This is a genomic window from Pseudocitrobacter sp. CD920760 (genome assembly GCF_057782505.1).
This window is the reverse complement of sequence record NZ_CM173490.1, coordinates 3,987,126-4,003,638: the sequence shown is the minus strand read 5'-3', so window position 1 is coordinate 4,003,638 and position 16,513 is coordinate 3,987,126. Positions and strand designations below refer to the sequence as shown.

The window sequence follows — 16,513 nt, the reverse complement described above, 5'->3', positions numbered from 1 at the left end:
CTTAAGGGGCGCTGATCACCACCGCGACGCGGCGGTTTTCGGCGCGCCCTTGCGAGGTTTTATTGCTGGCAACCGGGTATTTCTGCCCCAGACCCTGAGTGGTCAGATTGCTGCGCGGGATGCGCGCGCCTTCAGCCCAGCTGTCGGCGACGGCGTTGGCGCGTTTCAGGGAAAGAGCTTCGTTATAGCTCGCTTCCCCGTAGTTATCCGTGTGTCCGTCCATACGCAAATGCGTGATCCCGGTTGATGCCAGGCGTGCGGCCATGGTGTGGATTTGCTGCTGGCTATCTGCACGCAGGCGGAAATCATTTTTGTCGAACAGAATGGTATCAGAGAGGCCGAGTGACCAGTCACCATTGGCTTCGCTAAAACCGTATGATTTCATGGCGGCAACCTGCTCTGGCGTAAATTTCCCCTGCGGGGCCTGGCAGCCTGCCAGCAGAGTGGTCGATAGCAACGCGGCGGCGATGTAACGCTTTAACATTCTCTTTCCTTGCTTCTCATAATGAGTTTTTGGAACGCTGATTTTTCATGACATACATGTTCTTATCGGCAAGTTCCTGTAAATCTTCGACGGAATTATGTTCCCACGTTAAGGCATAGCCGACGCTCAGTGACAGCGGCACATAATGCCCATTGCGTAAATCAAAGGGGCGAATGAACTGCTGCGACAGCGCGGCGCAGATCCGCTGGACTTCATCTTCGCTGTTCACGCCCGATAAAATAACCGCAAACTCATCGCCGCCCAGACGATACGCCGCATGACGATTCCCGCTGAACTCCATCAACCGCTTCGCCGCGTCGATCAACACGCAATCGCCTGCGGCGTGGCCCCAGGTATCATTGATGCGTTTAAAGTTGTCGCCGTCGAGGAACAGTAGCGCCGAGCTGGCTTTCATCTGCGGATTACTCATCAGCGAGGCAATGCGGGTTCGAAAAGCCGCACGGTTGGGCAGGCTCGTCAGCGCATCGTGCAGCGCGGTGCGCAGAAGTTGGGCATTTTTGGCCTGCAGCTTGAGCTGCCACTCCTCCATTTCGTCCAGCAGGCTGTTGAAATCGAGGGCGAAACGGTGGAATTCATCAATGCGTTCGGCGCTGACGCGGCGAGAGAAGTTACGATTCGTGCGCACATCATGTACCACATCGGTAATGCTTTGCAGGGCGGTGACCACGCCTTCGTGCAGATGGCGGGTAATCAGTAAGGCGACCGCTGATGCGAAGACGATACAGGCGGTCAGAACGCCAAGTGATAGCCAGATAAAGTGGCTGATCAAACTGTCGCGGGCCGTTAAGCGTAACTCACCAATGGTCTGACCGTTGTAAGTGATGGGCTGCGTGACAGGTAAAGGAAATAACCATTGGCTGACTAATCTGTTCAGCGTGTCCCGCTCGGCAGACGCATTGTAGTGCCAGTACGCAAAGCGCTTATTGCCGGTGCTCACCACTTCTGCGGTGGCGAAATGACCCTGCTTGCCCAGCATCGCCAGTGTTTCATTGGCGGCGGTATTGTCCTTAAAGACCAGTGCTGCTTCCAGACTATGGCTCATGGTCGAACCGGTCAGCTCAAGATTTTTCTGCGCGTACTGCTTCAGCGTCACAATGGATGCGCCGCACAATAGTAGCCAAATCAGCGTCATGGTAATAAATACGCTGGTGACGCTAATACGCCGGAGCGTGCGCTTAAACGTTGGGCGCGGTGGGGTTGAATAGTCCTTATTCATGATTCTTATTCCGTGCGAGCATCAAAACATCCGGATTGACCCTGATACCGCTACGAGAAAGGGAATCGAGGTTTACAGCGAATGTCACTTTATCGGTATTGAATAGCAGACAGAAGGAACTGCCAATACGACATTCGGCGTTTTGTTCGGAAATTAATAATGTTGGCCTCGCGTTAAGCATATTTTGTAATTCCACCTGTTGTTCAGGTGATTCCGAGCCAAAATAGATAGCAGCACAGCCAGCGTTAAGAACATCCTGGCTGGAATGCACCATTACCGGGTTATAGGTAACGGGCGGCCCTTCAGCTGTGCTCAGCGCATCGCGATAACGTGCGGTGCTAAAAATGCAGAGCGTTGTCGGCTGCACAGGCTGCGGCCAGCGGGTGTAGCTGATAATACCGGAAACCATTGAACGTACCGATTTATCCATATCAGTTAGCGCAGCGGCAAGAAGAGGTCTGCTAAGAGAAAAAAATATCAATACCAGCAAAAGCGGGTATGAAAGTTTTAAGAACGGGTTGCTCATCGGAATCCGCCGTAAAGCTTTGATTTCTGCGTCCATAATTTCTCAGTGCAGACTATCATTTTTCGCCCGACCCGTCATTAGATCATGAAATGGATTACGTATTAGTTAAGTTAAATCTCAGCTGAATGATTTGGTGGCGATCACATGCTTAGAAATAAATATATTAAAAGTAAGGATATCTCTTAGTTAATTGATTTTACAGGCACTCAGTTTGCAATTTCAGCGATGTTAAGGAGACCGGGCAAGCGGGTGAACCAGTTATCGCCACGAGCGCGGTTATCAGAGGGTTAACATCAAAGTTTGTTGGTTGTAACGATATGTTTACTGTTTGAGGTGGTGAAATTTGCCTGAAATAGTCATGTGTAAAGTAATATTTACGGAATTTGGATTGAAATCTTTACTTTTTATGATATTGTTATTTCACCTCACCGAGGAAACCACTATCGCAAACGAGCTATACAGGTAAGCCACCATGCAAAAAGACGCGCTGAATAACGTACATATTACCGATGAACAAATTCTGATCACCCCAGAACAACTGAAAGCGGAATTCCCGCTGAGTGTTGAACAGGAAGCGCAAATCGCGCAGTCACGCAAAACCATCTCTGACATCATCGCCGGGCGCGATCCTCGTCTGCTGGTTGTCTGTGGCCCGTGCTCGATTCACTGCCCTGAAACGGCCATCGAATATGCTCGTCGATTTAAAAGCCTTGCCGAGGAGGTCAGCGATAGCCTCTACCTGGTGATGCGCGTCTATTTTGAAAAACCACGTACGACCGTTGGCTGGAAAGGTCTGATCAACGACCCGCACATGGACGGTTCGTTTGACGTGGAAGGCGGCCTGAAAATTGCGCGTCGTCTGTTGGTGGAACTGGTCAACATGGGCCTGCCGCTGGCAACGGAAGCGCTGGACCCTAACAGCCCGCAATACCTGGGCGATCTGTTTAGCTGGTCTGCAATCGGTGCGCGTACCACCGAATCACAAACCCACCGCGAAATGGCTTCTGGTCTTTCTATGCCGGTAGGCTTTAAAAACGGTACTGATGGCTCGCTGGCAACCGCGATCAACGCCATGCGCGCGGCTGCCATGCCGCACCGTTTTGTGGGTATCAACCAGGCCGGCCAGGTTTGCTTACTGCAAACGCAGGGTAACCCGGATGGTCATGTGATTCTGCGCGGCGGTAAATCACCAAACTACGGGCCAGAAGATGTTGCCCAGTGCGAAAAAGAGATGGAACAGGCGGGACTGAAACCGTCGCTGATGGTAGATTGCAGCCATGGTAATTCCAATAAAGACTACCGCCGTCAGCCTGCGGTGGCGGAATCCGTTGTCGCTCAGATCAAAGACGGTAACCGTTCGATTATCGGCCTGATGATTGAAAGTAACATTCACGAAGGCAATCAGTCTTCTGAACAACCGCGCTGCGATATGAAGTACGGCGTTTCGGTGACCGATGCCTGCATCAGTTGGGAAACCACCGATGCGCTGCTGCGTGAGTTAGACAAGGATTTACGTGGCCATCTGGCAGCACGACTGGCGTAAGAGGATTGTATGGTTGCTGAACTGACCGCGCTGCGCGATCAAATTGATGAAGTGGATAAGGCGTTGCTGGGTTTACTGGCACGTCGCCTTGAACTGGTGGCTGAAGTTGGCGAGGTCAAAAGCAAATATGGCCTGCCGATTTATGTTCCTGAGCGTGAAGCGACGATGCTTGCCTCGCGCCGGGAAGAGGCCGCGTCGATTGGCGTTCCGCCCGATTTGATTGAAGATGTCCTGCGTCGCGTGATGCGTGAGTCGTACTCCAGCGAAAATGATAAAGGCTTCAAAACCCTGCATCCTGGGCTGCGTCCTGTCGTTATCGTCGGCGGTGGTGGGCAGATGGGGCGGCTGTTTGAAAAAATGCTGAATCTATCCGGCTACCAGGTACGCATTCTCGAACGTGACGACTGGTCGCGTGCGCAGGAGATTGTTGCCGATGCGGGCATGGTGATTGTCAGCGTGCCGATTCACGTCACCGAGCAGATCATCGCGAAGCTGCCGCCGTTGCCTGCCGACTGCATTCTGGTTGATCTGGCATCGGTGAAGGCCGGGCCGTTACAGGCGATGCTGGAAGCGCATCCGGGCCCGGTTGTTGGCTTGCACCCGATGTTCGGGCCGGACAGCGGTAGCCTGGCAAAACAGGTGGTGGTGTACTGTGACGGGCGTCAGCCGGAAGCGTACCAGTGGTTCCTTGAACAGATTCAGGTTTGGGGGGCGCGTCTGCATCGCATCAGCGCTGTCGAGCATGATCAGAACATGGCCTTTATTCAGGCGCTACGCCACTTCGCGACCTTTGCTTACGGCCTGCATCTGGCGGAAGAGAATGTGCAACTGGAACAGTTGCTGGCCCTCTCTTCGCCTATCTATCGCCTGGAACTGGCGATGGTTGGCCGACTGTTTGCCCAGGATCCGCAGCTTTACGCCGACATTATTATGTCTTCCGGCAATAATCTGGCGCTGATTAAGCGTTACTACCAGCGTTTTGGTGAAGCCATCAGCCTGCTGGAGCAGGGCGATAAGCAGGCGTTTATCGACAGCTTCCGTAAAGTGGAGCACTGGTTTGGCGATTACGCACAGCGCTTCCAGAGTGAAAGTCGCACCTTGCTGCGCCAGGCCAACGACAGTCGCGCCTAAGAGCACGGTCACACATAGCGTTAACAAATTCTGTATATACTTAAAAGCCAGTGGGTAGCCCGCTGGCTTTTTTTATAGGGATGAGACGCATGACTGAGCCACAACCGCTGTTTGATTACGCCGGACATCTGCCGGAATGCCCCACCTGGAGTGAGTCGGAGCAGGCGCTGTACTGGGCCGATATCCTGGAATACGAAATCCATCGCTATCATCCGCAAAGCGGCGAGCATCAGGTTTTGCAGTTTCCTGAAGAGGTCGGCTGTTTTGCATTGCGCGAAAAGGGTGGGTTTATTGTGGCGCTACGTAGCGCCATTTGGCTGGCGGATAAACATGGCCTGCTGGTGCGAAAAATCTGCGATAACCCCAGCAACCCAGCGCTGGCCCGCTTCAATGACGGTGGTACGGACCGGGACGGCCGTTTCTACGCAGGGAGCTTCTGGGGGCCGGGCGATTACAACGGCGCGTTGCTGGTACGAATTGATAATGATTTGCAGCCGAAGGTGGTGCAGTGCGATATCCATGGTGCCAATGGTCTGGCGTTCAGCGAGGATAAACGCTGGATGTACACATCGGATACGCCGAACGGTGTGATTTATCGAACGCCGCTTGATGACGAGGGCGAACCGGGCAGCCGTGAAATCTTTCATCAGTTTGCGGCCGGGGAGGGGATTCCGGACGGCGCGGCGGTCGATGAAGAAGGCTGTTACTGGAGTGCGCTGTTTGATGGCTGGCGTATTGCGCGTTTTTCCCCGCAGGGTGAACAGCTGGAAGAGTACCGGATGCCGGTACGTTGCCCGACAATGGTCTGTTTTGGCGGGGCAGATATGCGCACGCTCTTTATTACCACCACGCGGGAAAACATGTCGGCGGCAGAAGTGGCGCAGTATCCCCTTTCCGGTGCCATCTTCACCCTGCCAGTGAGTGTGGCAGGAATGAAGAAGTTACCGTTTATCGAGCGTTAAGCCGGATCAACCGGAACGACGTTCTCGCTCGGATAACAGCCCAGCACTTTCATGGAGCGGGTAATTTTGCCCAGCTCCTTGAGCGCTTTTTGCATTGATTCCGATTCCAGGTTGGCCTGAATATCGAGATAAAACATCTCTTCCCACGGGTTGCCGTGAATCGGGCGGGATTCCAGTTTGGTCATGATCAGGTGATGGTTGCGCAGCACCAGCAACGCTTCTACCAGCGCGCCCGCCTGTTGCCCGGTCGCCATCAGCAATGTGGTTTTCGCCGGAACCTGGTCTGAGACATCAATCGCCTTACGCGCCAGCACGATGAAGCGGGTAATGTTTTGCGTCTGATTGGCTTCAATTCGTTCCAGAACCTGCAAACCGTGCAGCGCGCCGCCGGCTTCGCTACCCAGCGCCGCAACGCGCGGTGAGTTGGCCTGCGCGACTTTCTCCATCGCCGCCGAAGTGCTTTCGGTGTACTCAATTTTCCAGTGCGGGTAGCGAGCAAGGAATTTGCTGCACTGCTGGAACGGCTGCGGATGGCTGTAAACCGTGTCGATAGTATCGAGATCCGTTGACCCGGATACCAGTACGCAGTGATCGATAACGATCGTCATTTCGCCGACGATCGAGAGGCTGGTGTGCTGCAGCAGATCGTAGACGTCGTTAATGGCGCCAGAGCTGGTGTTTTCAATTGGCACAACGGCGTAGTCAGCCTGGCCTGTTTCCACATGATTAAAGATATCGGCGAATTTCGCACAGCCGCTCTCGATAAACTGCTCGAAGTGGCGTGCGGCATACTGGCGCGCCGCAAGGTGTGAATAAGAGCCTTTTGGCCCCAGGAAGGCGATACGCGCAGAGTGTGGATTAATTTTATTAAGATGCTGCTGAAGTAACGCCTGCTGCGTGAGAACGGAATCTTCGATGATGAGCTGGAACAGGCGGGTGATGTAGTGGGCGTCAAGGTGATGCGTTTTACCCAGCGCAATCAGACGTTCCAGCAGGTCACGCTCGCGGTCAATATCGCGAACCGGGCGATGGGAGGCCAGCTTCGCTTTGCCCACTTCCACCGCCAGACCACGACGCTCGGCCAGCAACGTCAGTAATTTTTCATCCAGCGCGCTTATTTTATCGCGCAGAGCCAGTAACGGGTTTTCCGCTGTCATAGTTGTGCCTTTATTGTTATCAATCTTGCCAATAAAAAAGGCCCCCCGGAGTGGGAGGCCTTATTGTTCGTCTTCGCATTCTTTATCTTACGACGAAACGCCTCCCGTTCAGGGGAAGGTAAAAAAGAATGCGAAGAAAAACAGAACAGATTTCACGAATGATGATTCCTTACAGTGAGTCAGGTAACAGTACCTGCTCCGTTTTCCTTCTGTCAATAAAAAACGCGCCCGAAGGCGCATTTTTATATATATCTTTGGTGTGTAAAGTGTATATATTTCAGTTTGTTATGGTGTTTTGAATGCTAAAAAACACCCCAAAAAAACCTTATTTGGTGGACATTATATGGACACTCCCTTTCATCGGATTAAAGCGGATAGCATCGGTAAGATAATCCGGTGCGAAATGGGCATACGTCATTGTTTGTTCGATGGTAGTATGTCCAAGTATTCGCTGGAGGGTGATGATATTTCCGCCGTTAATCATGAAATGCGTGGCGAACGTATGGCGCAGTACATGCAGTGCCTGTCCTTTTGGCAGGTCGGGTTTGACCCTACGCAGGATGTCGCGCACGCGTGTATAGTTCGTCTCGAATAATCGACCAGATTGGCAGGTCAGTATGTAGCTGGCCACTTCCTCGGAAATTGGAACTGTTCGCGCTGGCCCTGTTTTCGTTTTAACAAATGTCACTTTGTTGCTGATCACATGTTCTGCTTTCAGGTTCCTGGCTTCACCCCAGCGGGCACCGGTGTTCAGGCAGAGTACAACAATACGCCTGTCATCCCCGCTGAGTGCATTCAGTAATGCCGTGACCTCATCCGAAGATAGGAATGACATCTCTGTATTTTCAAGCTTCAGTTTGCGCACGCTTTGGAAGGGGTTATCGGTGTGAAACTCGTCGACCTCTGCCAACAGAGTAAACATGCTCGACATAGCGCAGAAATCACGGTTGACGGTTCCAGCAGATGCCCCGCTTTGCAGTCTGTCTGCCCGGTACCTCATCAGGCGGTTGCGTGTCAGCATATGCACTCTTGGGCTGTCCAGCTCCCGGTCAATTTTCTCCAGACGTTTACGGTACGAATCGCCATAGTTATGATTTTTTCCGTGATAACTCCACCATAATGCGATCATGGTAGAAAGCAGCCTTTGGTCTGTAGGTTTATCCTGCCACTCTTTATTGTGGCAATTAGCAAGAACATATCGTTCAAAGGCTAATGCATCCGCCTTCTTGTCAAATTTTCGCCGGACTCTCCGTCCTGAAACTCCGCGCGGTCTGATATCCACTTCATAACGACCACCATCAAGCTTTTTAATCGCCATGGCGAAGCCCTCCGGTGTGGTTACATATTGTAAAGATTGAATTTAAATTGCTAACGAATGAATAGCATGTATGTGCCTGTAAATATGCCAGGTGAATGATTAACCAATCTTTTGGTCTGATTGCTGTGAGTTTGTTTCTTCTTGCCCATAGTGTGCGAGCGCCGGCGCTATTTGGCCGGATTCAGGGGCGATTTTATCTGCCATAAACCAGAGGGTGTACTTTTCAAATTTTGGGTGCTTTAGAATATTCATCACCACTTCAGCGTTAGGAATGGTCTTGCCAGTCTCGTACCTCCAAAGCGCATCCCTATTCAAGCCAAGCATCTTTGCTGCTTCAGGAAGGCTCGTAATACGCTCACTTTCTCGCATAATCTTTAGTTTCTCCGCAATGTTCATACTCATGTTGCAATTCTCCTACATGTGAAGTAATCTTCATTCATTGGTTGTGTTTGTGGTGTGTTTGGTTGTTAACACACACCAATGAAGGAGAATATCACATGACGAACGCGCAGTTGAAAATGCTCTGGAAAATTCCAGACCCCATCAATTCTGAGGAGTTTGCAAGGCGTACAGGTAAGACTGAAATCGCCGTGCGCCGTATGATAGACCGCCGTCAGTTACCACTTGTAACTGAACGCGAGGTTTTGGGTGAATCGGGGAGTTCCCGACGTTTCCTTATCCTGTGGAACGAGTGGTGCGAAATGGTGTATGAGGCGACAAGAGATTTACCACCTGAGCGCTACGATTGGAAAATTAAGTGGCTGAAAAAATCCAAGAAATTAGAAAAGGTATTCCAAAGAAGTGGCGAACAAGATTTGCACTAAAGAATCATTCACTTAATTTTGAGGATAACTATGAAAACCAAATACGCCACTCTCATACGCAGTCTGCTGCAAAATTATCATGCACAGGCAAAAGCTATTGATAAAGAAACATTCTCTGTCCATAGCGATGGCTTGCAGTTAATGGAATTAAATATCCAGCTGGCGAAATGCCTTGAGGGAATAACCTCTACTGCTCGTTTTAATAATGATAGTGATGATTTTGAAGAGTTGCACAAAATCACATTGATGGTATTTGGTGGAAATATACCAACTGAAAATAACATTTCCGGTCTTATGTCGCTGGCTACCACAGCGTTAAAAAGTAATAACTCGCATCTTAAATCTGTTGCAGCTTCCCAACGTTAAGGAAACGATATGAAACATTTAATGATTGACCTTGAAACTATGGATAACAAACCAACTGCGGCGATTACTTCTATCGGTGCTGTATTTTTTAACCCTGAAACTGGTGAAATGGGCGCAACATTTTATCGTAATATTATGCTGGAGAGCAGTGTTGCTCATGGCTGTACTGTAGGTGCTGAGACCGTTCTTTGGTGGATGCGGCAAGAACCGGAGGCGAGTCGTGCATGGCTTTATGGAGGATGCCAGGATTTGCGTGATGTAATTGAGGATTTTCTTGCATTTATCAATAATAATTGTGATATGCATACTCTACAGGTGTGGGGTAAGGGACCAAGTTTTGATAATGTCATTCTTCGGCATGCAATCGAGAAATGTGGTTATAAATTTCCATTCTGGAATTTCTGGAATGACCGTGATGTTAGAACGGTTGAACAATTGGCAAAAGACTTGGGTCTGAATATCAATAAAGTTATCAGATTTGAAGGTATTCCTCACCATGCACTGGATGATGCCATTCATCAGGTGAAGATTGTCTCTTACGTCTGGATGTACCTCGTAAAAATAGCCAGTGTGAAATAACGATGATTACAGTGACCTCTCATGCAAGTGAAAGTGTCATTGCAAAGGCATTTTCTGTGCTGACGGAATATTACAGCGGCAAAAAAGTATATCAGGTTATAAAACCACATCATTATTTGTCTGTGCATGTCTCTTATCGCTGGCGGTTACTGAGTAAAGATAAGGGTAGGCATTGGGAATTAATGACGCATGAGCGATATAACAAACAATACCGAATATAGTTTTTTTGCCTTTCACACCTTTCTACATCTGGATTAATTATGAATGCCACAATACAGCAGGACGTTGTGCGCCGGCTCGTTCAGGATTTTGAATTTAAGGAACGGGATAAATATTTGCAGCAGGGTGTTTGCCCTAAATGCCATAAACGCGAACTGTTCACCAGCATAGATAAGCCCTGGATCCTGAAGTGTGGCCGCGAAAACAACTGCGGCCATCAGGTTGTTGTCAAAGAGCAGTACCCTGAAATCTTTGAGGACTGGTCTAAGCGGTACCAGGATACCCCCGAAACCCCGCACGCCGCTGCTGAGGCGTATCTGCGCGAGGCTCGGGGGCTGGATACTGAACCGCTGAAAGGTTGCTTTACTCAGGGCGCATTTGCTAAAGAGGGGATGGGGTCGGCAACCGTCAGATTTAAGCTGGCCTGTGGTGCGACATGGGAGCGCATCATCGACCAGCCGCAGCGCTTCGGTAAGCAGAAAGCGAACATCAGAGGTAGCTATGTTGGCCACTGGTGGGTTCCGCCGTCTGTAAACCTGCTGGAAGTGAATGAAATCTGGATCACCGAGGGCATATTTAACGCGCTGAGTTTGTGCCAGGCGGGTCTACCTGCTGTGGCCACACTGAGTAGCAACAATTACCCACTCGCGGCGCTGGATACGCTCGCTAAAGAGCTGGGCGAGAAACCCCGCCCACGTCTGATATGGGCGTTTGATGGCGACAAAGCCGGCACTAAGCACACGCTGGCCTTTGCTGCCCGTAGCGAGGAAACCGGCTGGAAGGTTCGCGCGGCGCAGCCGGTGAAATCATCCTCCAGTCTGGACTGGAATGACCTGCTTTTACGTGGTCGGTTCAGCAAATCGGACATCAAAAATTATCGCTACTATGGCGATATCCTGCTGGCGAAAAGCCCGACTGAAAAAGCGCTGCTCATGCATCAGCATAACGAATGGCATTCGTTCTACTTTGAGCATAACTCCCGCATGTACTGGTTTGAACTGGATCTGGACAGGTACATGCGAGCCTATGAGCGCATCACCAATACCGGTACCGAAGTGGTGATGGAGTGGGAGGCCAAAGAACGGGCGGTTAAAGAGTCAGGCGGTGTGACCGAAATAGCCAACTGCTGGCTGACACCACTTTACTTTCAGCGGTCTGAACCTACGGACGAGTCCTGGTATTACGTTAAGGTCAATATGCCGAACCGGCCAGCCGTGAAAGATACTTTCACGGCCAATCAACTCACCAGCTCCGCCGAGTTCAAAAAGCGTCTGCTGCACATCGCCAAAGGGGCGGTATACACCGGCAGTACCAAACAGCTGGATAAGTTCATCCAGATGCGTCTGCCTGAAATCAAAGAAGTTAAGACGCAGAATTTCATTGGTTACAACAAAGATTATGCCGCCTGGCTGTTTAACCGTGTGGCCGTGTGTGATGGCCGGCTGTATGAGATGAATGACGAGGATTATTTCGAAATCAACAGCGCCAGCGTTAAGAGCCTGAGCCTCACGCCGGCGCTGGATCTGAATCCGAAGCTGAACGAATTCACCACGGGCTGGGTTGACGATATCTGGACGGCGTTTGGTGAAAAAGGGTATGTGGCGCTGGCGTTCTGGCTGGGGTCGCTGTTCGCTGAACAAATCCGCGAGCGTGACAAGTCTTTCCCGTTCCTTGAAATCGTGGGTGAACCCGGCACAGGTAAATCCACGCTGATTGAATTCCTGTGGAAACTTGCCGGCCGTGAAGAGTATGAAGGGTTCGATCCCTCTAAATCCACTGCTGCCGCGCGCGGACGTAACTTTGCGCAGGTCGGCAATCTGCCGGTTGTGCTGATTGAGGGCGACCGCACCACAGATAACGCTAAACAACGTGCTTTCGACTGGGACGAACTCAAATCACTGTATAACGGTCGTGCTTCCCGTGCCGTGGGTATTAAATCAAACAATAACGAGACCTACGAGCCGCCATTCAGGGGCAGCATAGTGATAGCGCAGAATGCCGACACAGACGGTAGCAAGGCGTTTCTGGAGCGTATCATCCACATCTATACCGACAAGCGCGGCCAGTCCATTCAGACCCGCTACGCCGCTGAACGCCTTGAGCAGATACCCGTCAGTCAGGTATCCGGCTTCACACTGCTGGCCACCATGCGCGAAAAAGAAGTTATGAAGGTGTTTGGCCAGGGCTACGAACGCGCCCGTAGTGAGCTGGAGTCCAATACCAACATTCGGCATATTCGTATCGCCAAAAATCACGCGCAGCTGGTTGGTTTGCTGGAAGCGCTGGCGCTGGTTGTGCCGGTACCGGTGGAACGTATTGAGAAGACCCGCGAGGCCATCACCGCGCTGGCTGTGGAACGTTGCCAGGCACTTAAAAAGGATCACCCTCTTGTACAGGAGTTCTGGGAGCTGTTTGATTACCTTGATGAGCTGGCACCGCACGGCATTAACCATTCATCGGATGAAGGGGAAATTGCGGTCAACTTTAACCATCTGGAGGAAGTCGCCGCCGCCCACCGGCAGCGTATTCCGTTTACGCTAACCGAGATTAAGAAGCTACTTAAAAACGGCAATGAGCGCCGTTTTATTGACACAAAAACCACGCGCAGTGCAGTGAGTGAACGCCATAACCGTGGCAAAGGTGAAATGCAACGTATGCCAGATACCTTCCGCTGCTGGATATTTCGTAGGGAGAAATAGCATGATTCATGAATTGTTGTTATGGGGTGTCTCGCTGGTTTTGGCTTTACTTTCCTTGGCTGCGAGAAATACAAGTCATTCTCTTGTTGCTATGGCTTGTGTTCTGGCGGCCTGTGCTACAGGTTATTTTTTTGCTACGTGGTCATTTTTAAATATGCTTAGGGGCGGGTGAGTGCGGGGAATGCCCCCACACCAAAGGTTATGCAGCAAGGCCAGCCTTGAGCAAATCCAGCGTCATTTGCTTCTGCTCTGGCGAGAAGGAATTGAGGATCGTCTGCACCATCAAGTCCCCGGTCTTGGCACTGGGGCTTAACGTATGGGAGAACGTCAGGTTAAGTACGAAGGTATGGCCACACTCCACGTCTGAACAGGCGCAATAGATATCTGAAATATGCGGGTGCTTGGGATTCGTCTTTTTGATGATCGCCTTTGCCCCGCACTCCGGACATTTTACTTTTAGTACCCGCATATTCCGCGCTCCATGACCCTGAAAACGCCTATATTTTAGCCTTTTTAGTGGCATTAATCACCTTCCAGCTCGCTGTCTTTCAGGAAATTCAGGTACAAATGCTGTGGAATATCGCTCTGGCCAGCAATCGCCGCCGCAAACATACGCTGAACGGGTAAAATTTCAGCCTTACGGTAGGTTTTAGCCGCTTTCTCAATATCTCCCATTACTGCGCCGTTCGTCGGGATAATCCCCGCCAGCCCGGCCGGGAAGCGATGTGCGGTCAGAACGTCCTGGGCGCTGATGCTCTTGATGTTCTGAAACTCATCTTTGGCGCTGATATCGCCAATCGGGATAAATTTGATGCCATCCGGATCGCCTTTGGGAATGTTCACGAACATGGTGCTGAAGTTCCCGATCCCCTTAGACTGTTCCAGCTTGCTGATAATTTCTTCTTCCACTTCGTCGGTCATATTTGGGTCATTAGAATAGATAATGCCCCCGGTATGTGCGCCGTTGTGGTAGTAGCGACGGCGGAAGATTGTCGCCTCACCGTTCAACAGTGCGGAGTGAATACCGCTGATATAGTCCGGCAGGCCATAGACGGCCTGCTGTGGGTCGTACTGCTTCAGGAAGATGATATCTTCAGGCGGGTAAATCATCGGTTCAGCCTGTTGCAGCACGACGAATTCCCCCGTTTTGCGCTGGCGGGTATACAACGCCGGCAGCGGGTACAGCGCCACCACATCCCCCCATCCGTTACGCACTTTCAGAATGGCCACATCTCCGAACGTCAGCCAGTCGAATACTGCTGCACCCAGCTGTTCATGCGTCAGCCCGCCATTTTCGTAGTTGGCCGTCACCATATTGCGGCGGGCATACAGTACACCGCCATGCTGTGCATTGAGGTTAACCAGTTGCGCCAGTGCCAATCGGTCAATCGGCAGCGTCCAGTGCTCCGCCTCGTTGTCGTACCACACATCGGTATAGTTGGTACCAGTGGTCAGAATTGGTTCAGGTTTACCCAGGCTGATAAGGCTCATATGGCGCGGTTTTGGGGCGCTGCGGCGTTCCCTGAATTTGCGTTTCTTCATGCTGCTTTCCCTAAGTTTCCCCAGCGAGATTTGCGCTGGTTTCCGTAATTGAGTGGTTCATTGTCGATAGCGTGGGCGATAGCCCAGAAACTGTCTGCGTGTCCTGTTTCTGCTGTGCGATCTGCGACGAACGTCATCGCGTTGCCGCTGGCCGTGGACGTGCGGCGGATGGTCATAAAGCTGGCGGCGATTTCGGTCTTCTCCTTATCCCATTCCACGCGGCCGTCTTCGATAACGTCGATCATCTTCATCACCAGACGATTTTTGGTCTCGACGCCGTAGCGGATCGCCACTGCCTGACGCATGGCAAAGTGCTGAACGTCTTCAAAGACACCGCTTCCCAGCCCGGTGATATCAATACCGATGTAGGTCATGTTGTACTGGCCAAACAGCTTCTTAATCTGTGCCGCCTGCCATTTCCAGTTCATCCCCTGCCAGTGAAAAACGCGCAGTACACGAAACTTTTCGACGGCCATTATTGGCGGCGCGATAATCACAAAGGTGGACGTATCGCCGCTGCGGGCGGGGTCATAGCCCGCCCATACCTCACGGTTGCCGAACGGGCGGGGCAGGTCTTCGTCATGGTCTTCCCACGTATCCGGATCGACACAGCATTTTTCGACACGGGAGAACGAAAATACGCTGTCTTTACTGTCAACAAACACGCACATGTAAAGCATGTTGAACGTGTCGCGGTTGTAGCGGTTGCGTAGCTTCTCGATGCTGGCCAGATTAAAGCCGCCTACGATCGCATCTTCCAGTGTGATGATGTAGCGCCATTGACCGTCAGGGCAGAGTCTCCCGCCGTTGCGTAGCTCCTTCTCTGTTGGAAACTCAACGCGTGCGCGTTTCTTGTCTCCACGCTTCCACTCTTCCCCCGTCCAAAATGGATATGCCTGATGGGTCTTGCTGCTGGGTGTGGAAAAGTAGGTGGTGCGCCATTTGTCGTGCGTGGCCATCGCACTGGCCACTTCATTCAGTTTTGCGAAGTTCGGTACCCAGAAATATTCATCGCAGTACAGATGGCCGCTATAGGACTGGGCGGTATTCTTGTTGGTGGACAGGAAGCGCAGCTCCGCGCCGTTGGACAGGCGGATGGGGTTGCCTGTGAGTTCCACGCCGAAATACTGCTCTGCGATGTTCACGATGTAGCTGCGGAAGACTTCCGCCTGGGCTTTGGATGCCGAAAGGAAGATTTGCGGATCGCCCGTCATCACCGCATTTTCAAAGGCTTCTATCGAAAAATACCAGGTCGCGCCAATCTGACGGCTCTTGAGGATATTCCTTATCTGTTGGTGAAGATTGGCTCGCAGATGCTTCTGGTATCCAAAAAGATGCTCCAGCGCGAACCGGTCAAAGTCCTCCTGGGTGAGCTTGCTGATATCATTCTTTTTGTATTTTCCACGTTTACGCGATTTATCACCGTTGCCAGACTGTCGCGGTGCAGCTGCATCACCATCGCTGTATTTAATCTCTGCCAGCTTTTCCTGATGCTTATTATGCTGCGCACGGAGTTTAACCAGATGGGCTACGAGGCTGTCCAGCTCGCGCAGCTCCAGCTCTGACTTGCCCTCACGCAGCGTCAGCGACTGCACGCGGCGATTCAGCGCGTCTTCCGTCGATTCATGACTGAGCAGTTCCGCCCAGCAATATTTCTCCGCCCAGTAATAAACAATTCGCCGGTTGGGTAAGTTAAGTTCGCTGGCAATTTCCTGCGGTGTATAGCGCTTCAGGTATAGCGCCCTTGCCACTCCTTTTAGTTCTTCACTGTATTTTGCCATTGGCTTCCTTGCCAGAATTTATATGTTTATTAATAAGCGAATTATTCAGCAAATCAGGCGTGATTTTTGAATTTAAAATCTTATTAGTTCGGTAATGTGCTTATAACCGAATTCATACGAAATAATTGGAATGCGTGGGTGTCTT

Annotated in this window: 19 protein-coding genes and 1 other annotated feature; of the genes, 9 read left to right on the top strand and 10 right to left on the bottom strand. The window is 51.3% G+C overall.

Features of this window, described 5'->3' with window-relative positions; genetic code table 11:
* Position 1: 1 nt before the first annotated feature.
* Genes AC1MKH_RS18780 through yfiR form a run of 3 tightly spaced genes read right to left on the bottom strand, consistent with a single transcriptional unit; the run spans position 2 to position 2,283 of the window.
* Positions 2-484: an OmpA family protein gene (locus AC1MKH_RS18780; protein ID WP_276223334.1), complete on the bottom strand. Its 483-nt coding sequence runs from the start codon at positions 482-484 to the stop codon at positions 2-4.
* A 16-nt stretch (positions 485-500) separates the two neighbouring features.
* Positions 501-1,721 (bottom strand): diguanylate cyclase DgcN/YfiN, encoded by a 1,221-nt coding sequence (gene dgcN / locus AC1MKH_RS18775; RefSeq protein WP_276223335.1) that lies wholly within the window; start codon positions 1,719-1,721, stop codon positions 501-503.
* Entirely contained in the window at positions 1,714-2,283 is a 570-nt protein-coding gene (yfiR, locus tag AC1MKH_RS18770; protein WP_276223336.1) for a regulatory sequestration protein YfiR, read from the bottom strand. The genes dgcN and yfiR overlap by 8 nt, the downstream gene beginning before the upstream one ends.
* Before the next feature lie 436 nt (positions 2,284-2,719).
* Here yfiR and aroF point away from each other — a divergent pair, with 436 nt between their 5' ends.
* The 3 genes from aroF to AC1MKH_RS18755 all read left to right on the top strand — a co-directional run bounded on the left by aroF (position 2,720) and on the right by AC1MKH_RS18755 (position 5,883).
* Positions 2,720-3,790 carry a 3-deoxy-7-phosphoheptulonate synthase AroF gene (gene aroF / locus AC1MKH_RS18765; protein WP_015963366.1) on the top strand — a complete coding sequence of 357 codons (1,071 nt, stop codon included), beginning with the start codon at positions 2,720-2,722 and terminating at the stop codon, positions 3,788-3,790.
* A gap of 9 nt (positions 3,791-3,799) precedes the next feature.
* Complete coding sequence (tyrA, locus tag AC1MKH_RS18760; RefSeq protein WP_231826476.1) at positions 3,800-4,921, top strand: bifunctional chorismate mutase/prephenate dehydrogenase; 1,122 nt, start codon at positions 3,800-3,802, stop codon at positions 4,919-4,921.
* Positions 4,922-5,010: 89 nt separating this feature from the next.
* Complete coding sequence (locus AC1MKH_RS18755) at positions 5,011-5,883, top strand: SMP-30/gluconolactonase/LRE family protein (RefSeq protein WP_276223337.1); 873 nt, start codon at positions 5,011-5,013, stop codon at positions 5,881-5,883.
* Here the strand turns inward: AC1MKH_RS18755 and pheA are convergent.
* The 4 genes from pheA to AC1MKH_RS18735 all read right to left on the bottom strand — a co-directional run bounded on the left by pheA (position 5,880) and on the right by AC1MKH_RS18735 (position 8,760).
* On the bottom strand, positions 5,880-7,040 hold the full coding sequence (gene pheA / locus AC1MKH_RS18750) for a bifunctional chorismate mutase/prephenate dehydratase (protein WP_015963369.1): 1,161 nt from the start codon (positions 7,038-7,040) through the stop codon (positions 5,880-5,882). The genes AC1MKH_RS18755 and pheA overlap by 4 nt on opposite strands.
* A gap of 31 nt (positions 7,041-7,071) precedes the next feature.
* Positions 7,072-7,197, bottom strand: a sequence feature (Phe leader region).
* Positions 7,149-7,196 carry a pheA operon leader peptide PheL gene (gene pheL, locus AC1MKH_RS18745; protein ID WP_199538682.1) on the bottom strand — a complete coding sequence of 16 codons (48 nt, stop codon included), beginning with the start codon at positions 7,194-7,196 and terminating at the stop codon, positions 7,149-7,151. It overlaps the preceding feature by 48 nt.
* A gap of 168 nt (positions 7,198-7,365) precedes the next feature.
* Entirely contained in the window at positions 7,366-8,358 is a 993-nt protein-coding gene (locus AC1MKH_RS18740) for a phage integrase (protein WP_327621988.1), read from the bottom strand.
* 99 nt (positions 8,359-8,457) lie between these two features.
* On the bottom strand, positions 8,458-8,760 hold the full coding sequence (locus tag AC1MKH_RS18735; RefSeq protein ID WP_327621987.1) for a helix-turn-helix transcriptional regulator: 303 nt from the start codon (positions 8,758-8,760) through the stop codon (positions 8,458-8,460).
* A 95-nt stretch (positions 8,761-8,855) separates the two neighbouring features.
* Between AC1MKH_RS18735 and AC1MKH_RS18730 the strand changes: the two genes are divergently transcribed.
* Genes AC1MKH_RS18730 through AC1MKH_RS18705 form a run of 6 tightly spaced genes read left to right on the top strand, consistent with a single transcriptional unit; the run spans position 8,856 to position 13,217 of the window.
* Entirely contained in the window at positions 8,856-9,182 is a 327-nt protein-coding gene (locus AC1MKH_RS18730; protein ID WP_327621986.1) for a Cox family DNA-binding protein, read from the top strand.
* A 30-nt stretch (positions 9,183-9,212) separates the two neighbouring features.
* Positions 9,213-9,548: a hypothetical protein gene (locus AC1MKH_RS18725; RefSeq protein WP_327621985.1), complete on the top strand. Its 336-nt coding sequence runs from the start codon at positions 9,213-9,215 to the stop codon at positions 9,546-9,548.
* A gap of 9 nt (positions 9,549-9,557) precedes the next feature.
* The gene (locus AC1MKH_RS18720; RefSeq protein ID WP_327621984.1) at positions 9,558-10,127 is read left to right on the top strand and encodes a 3'-5' exonuclease; all 570 of its coding nucleotides are present in this window, start codon (positions 9,558-9,560) and stop codon (positions 10,125-10,127) included.
* A 2-nt stretch (positions 10,128-10,129) separates the two neighbouring features.
* Positions 10,130-10,348 (top strand): ParE family toxin-like protein, encoded by a 219-nt coding sequence (locus tag AC1MKH_RS18715; protein ID WP_442961944.1) that lies wholly within the window; start codon positions 10,130-10,132, stop codon positions 10,346-10,348.
* A 39-nt stretch (positions 10,349-10,387) separates the two neighbouring features.
* Positions 10,388-13,045, top strand: a complete 2,658-nt coding sequence (locus AC1MKH_RS18710) for a toprim domain-containing protein (RefSeq protein ID WP_327621983.1) — start codon at positions 10,388-10,390, stop codon at positions 13,043-13,045.
* Between the two features lies 1 nt (position 13,046).
* Entirely contained in the window at positions 13,047-13,217 is a 171-nt protein-coding gene (locus AC1MKH_RS18705; protein WP_276219221.1) for a hypothetical protein, read from the top strand.
* Between the two features lie 27 nt (positions 13,218-13,244).
* Here the strand turns inward: AC1MKH_RS18705 and AC1MKH_RS18700 are convergent, their stop codons facing one another.
* From AC1MKH_RS18700 to AC1MKH_RS18690, 3 genes are read right to left on the bottom strand one after another with little or no spacing between them, the layout of a single operon-like run.
* On the bottom strand, positions 13,245-13,514 hold the full coding sequence (locus AC1MKH_RS18700; protein ID WP_192575748.1) for an Ogr/Delta-like zinc finger protein: 270 nt from the start codon (positions 13,512-13,514) through the stop codon (positions 13,245-13,247).
* Positions 13,515-13,567: 53 nt separating this feature from the next.
* Positions 13,568-14,587 (bottom strand): phage portal protein, encoded by a 1,020-nt coding sequence (locus AC1MKH_RS18695; protein ID WP_276219219.1) that lies wholly within the window; start codon positions 14,585-14,587, stop codon positions 13,568-13,570.
* The gene (locus AC1MKH_RS18690) at positions 14,584-16,368 is read right to left on the bottom strand and encodes a terminase large subunit domain-containing protein (protein WP_276219218.1); all 1,785 of its coding nucleotides are present in this window, start codon (positions 16,366-16,368) and stop codon (positions 14,584-14,586) included. Before AC1MKH_RS18690 ends, AC1MKH_RS18695 begins: the two co-directional genes overlap by 4 nt.
* Between the last annotated feature and the right edge of the window lie 145 nt (positions 16,369-16,513).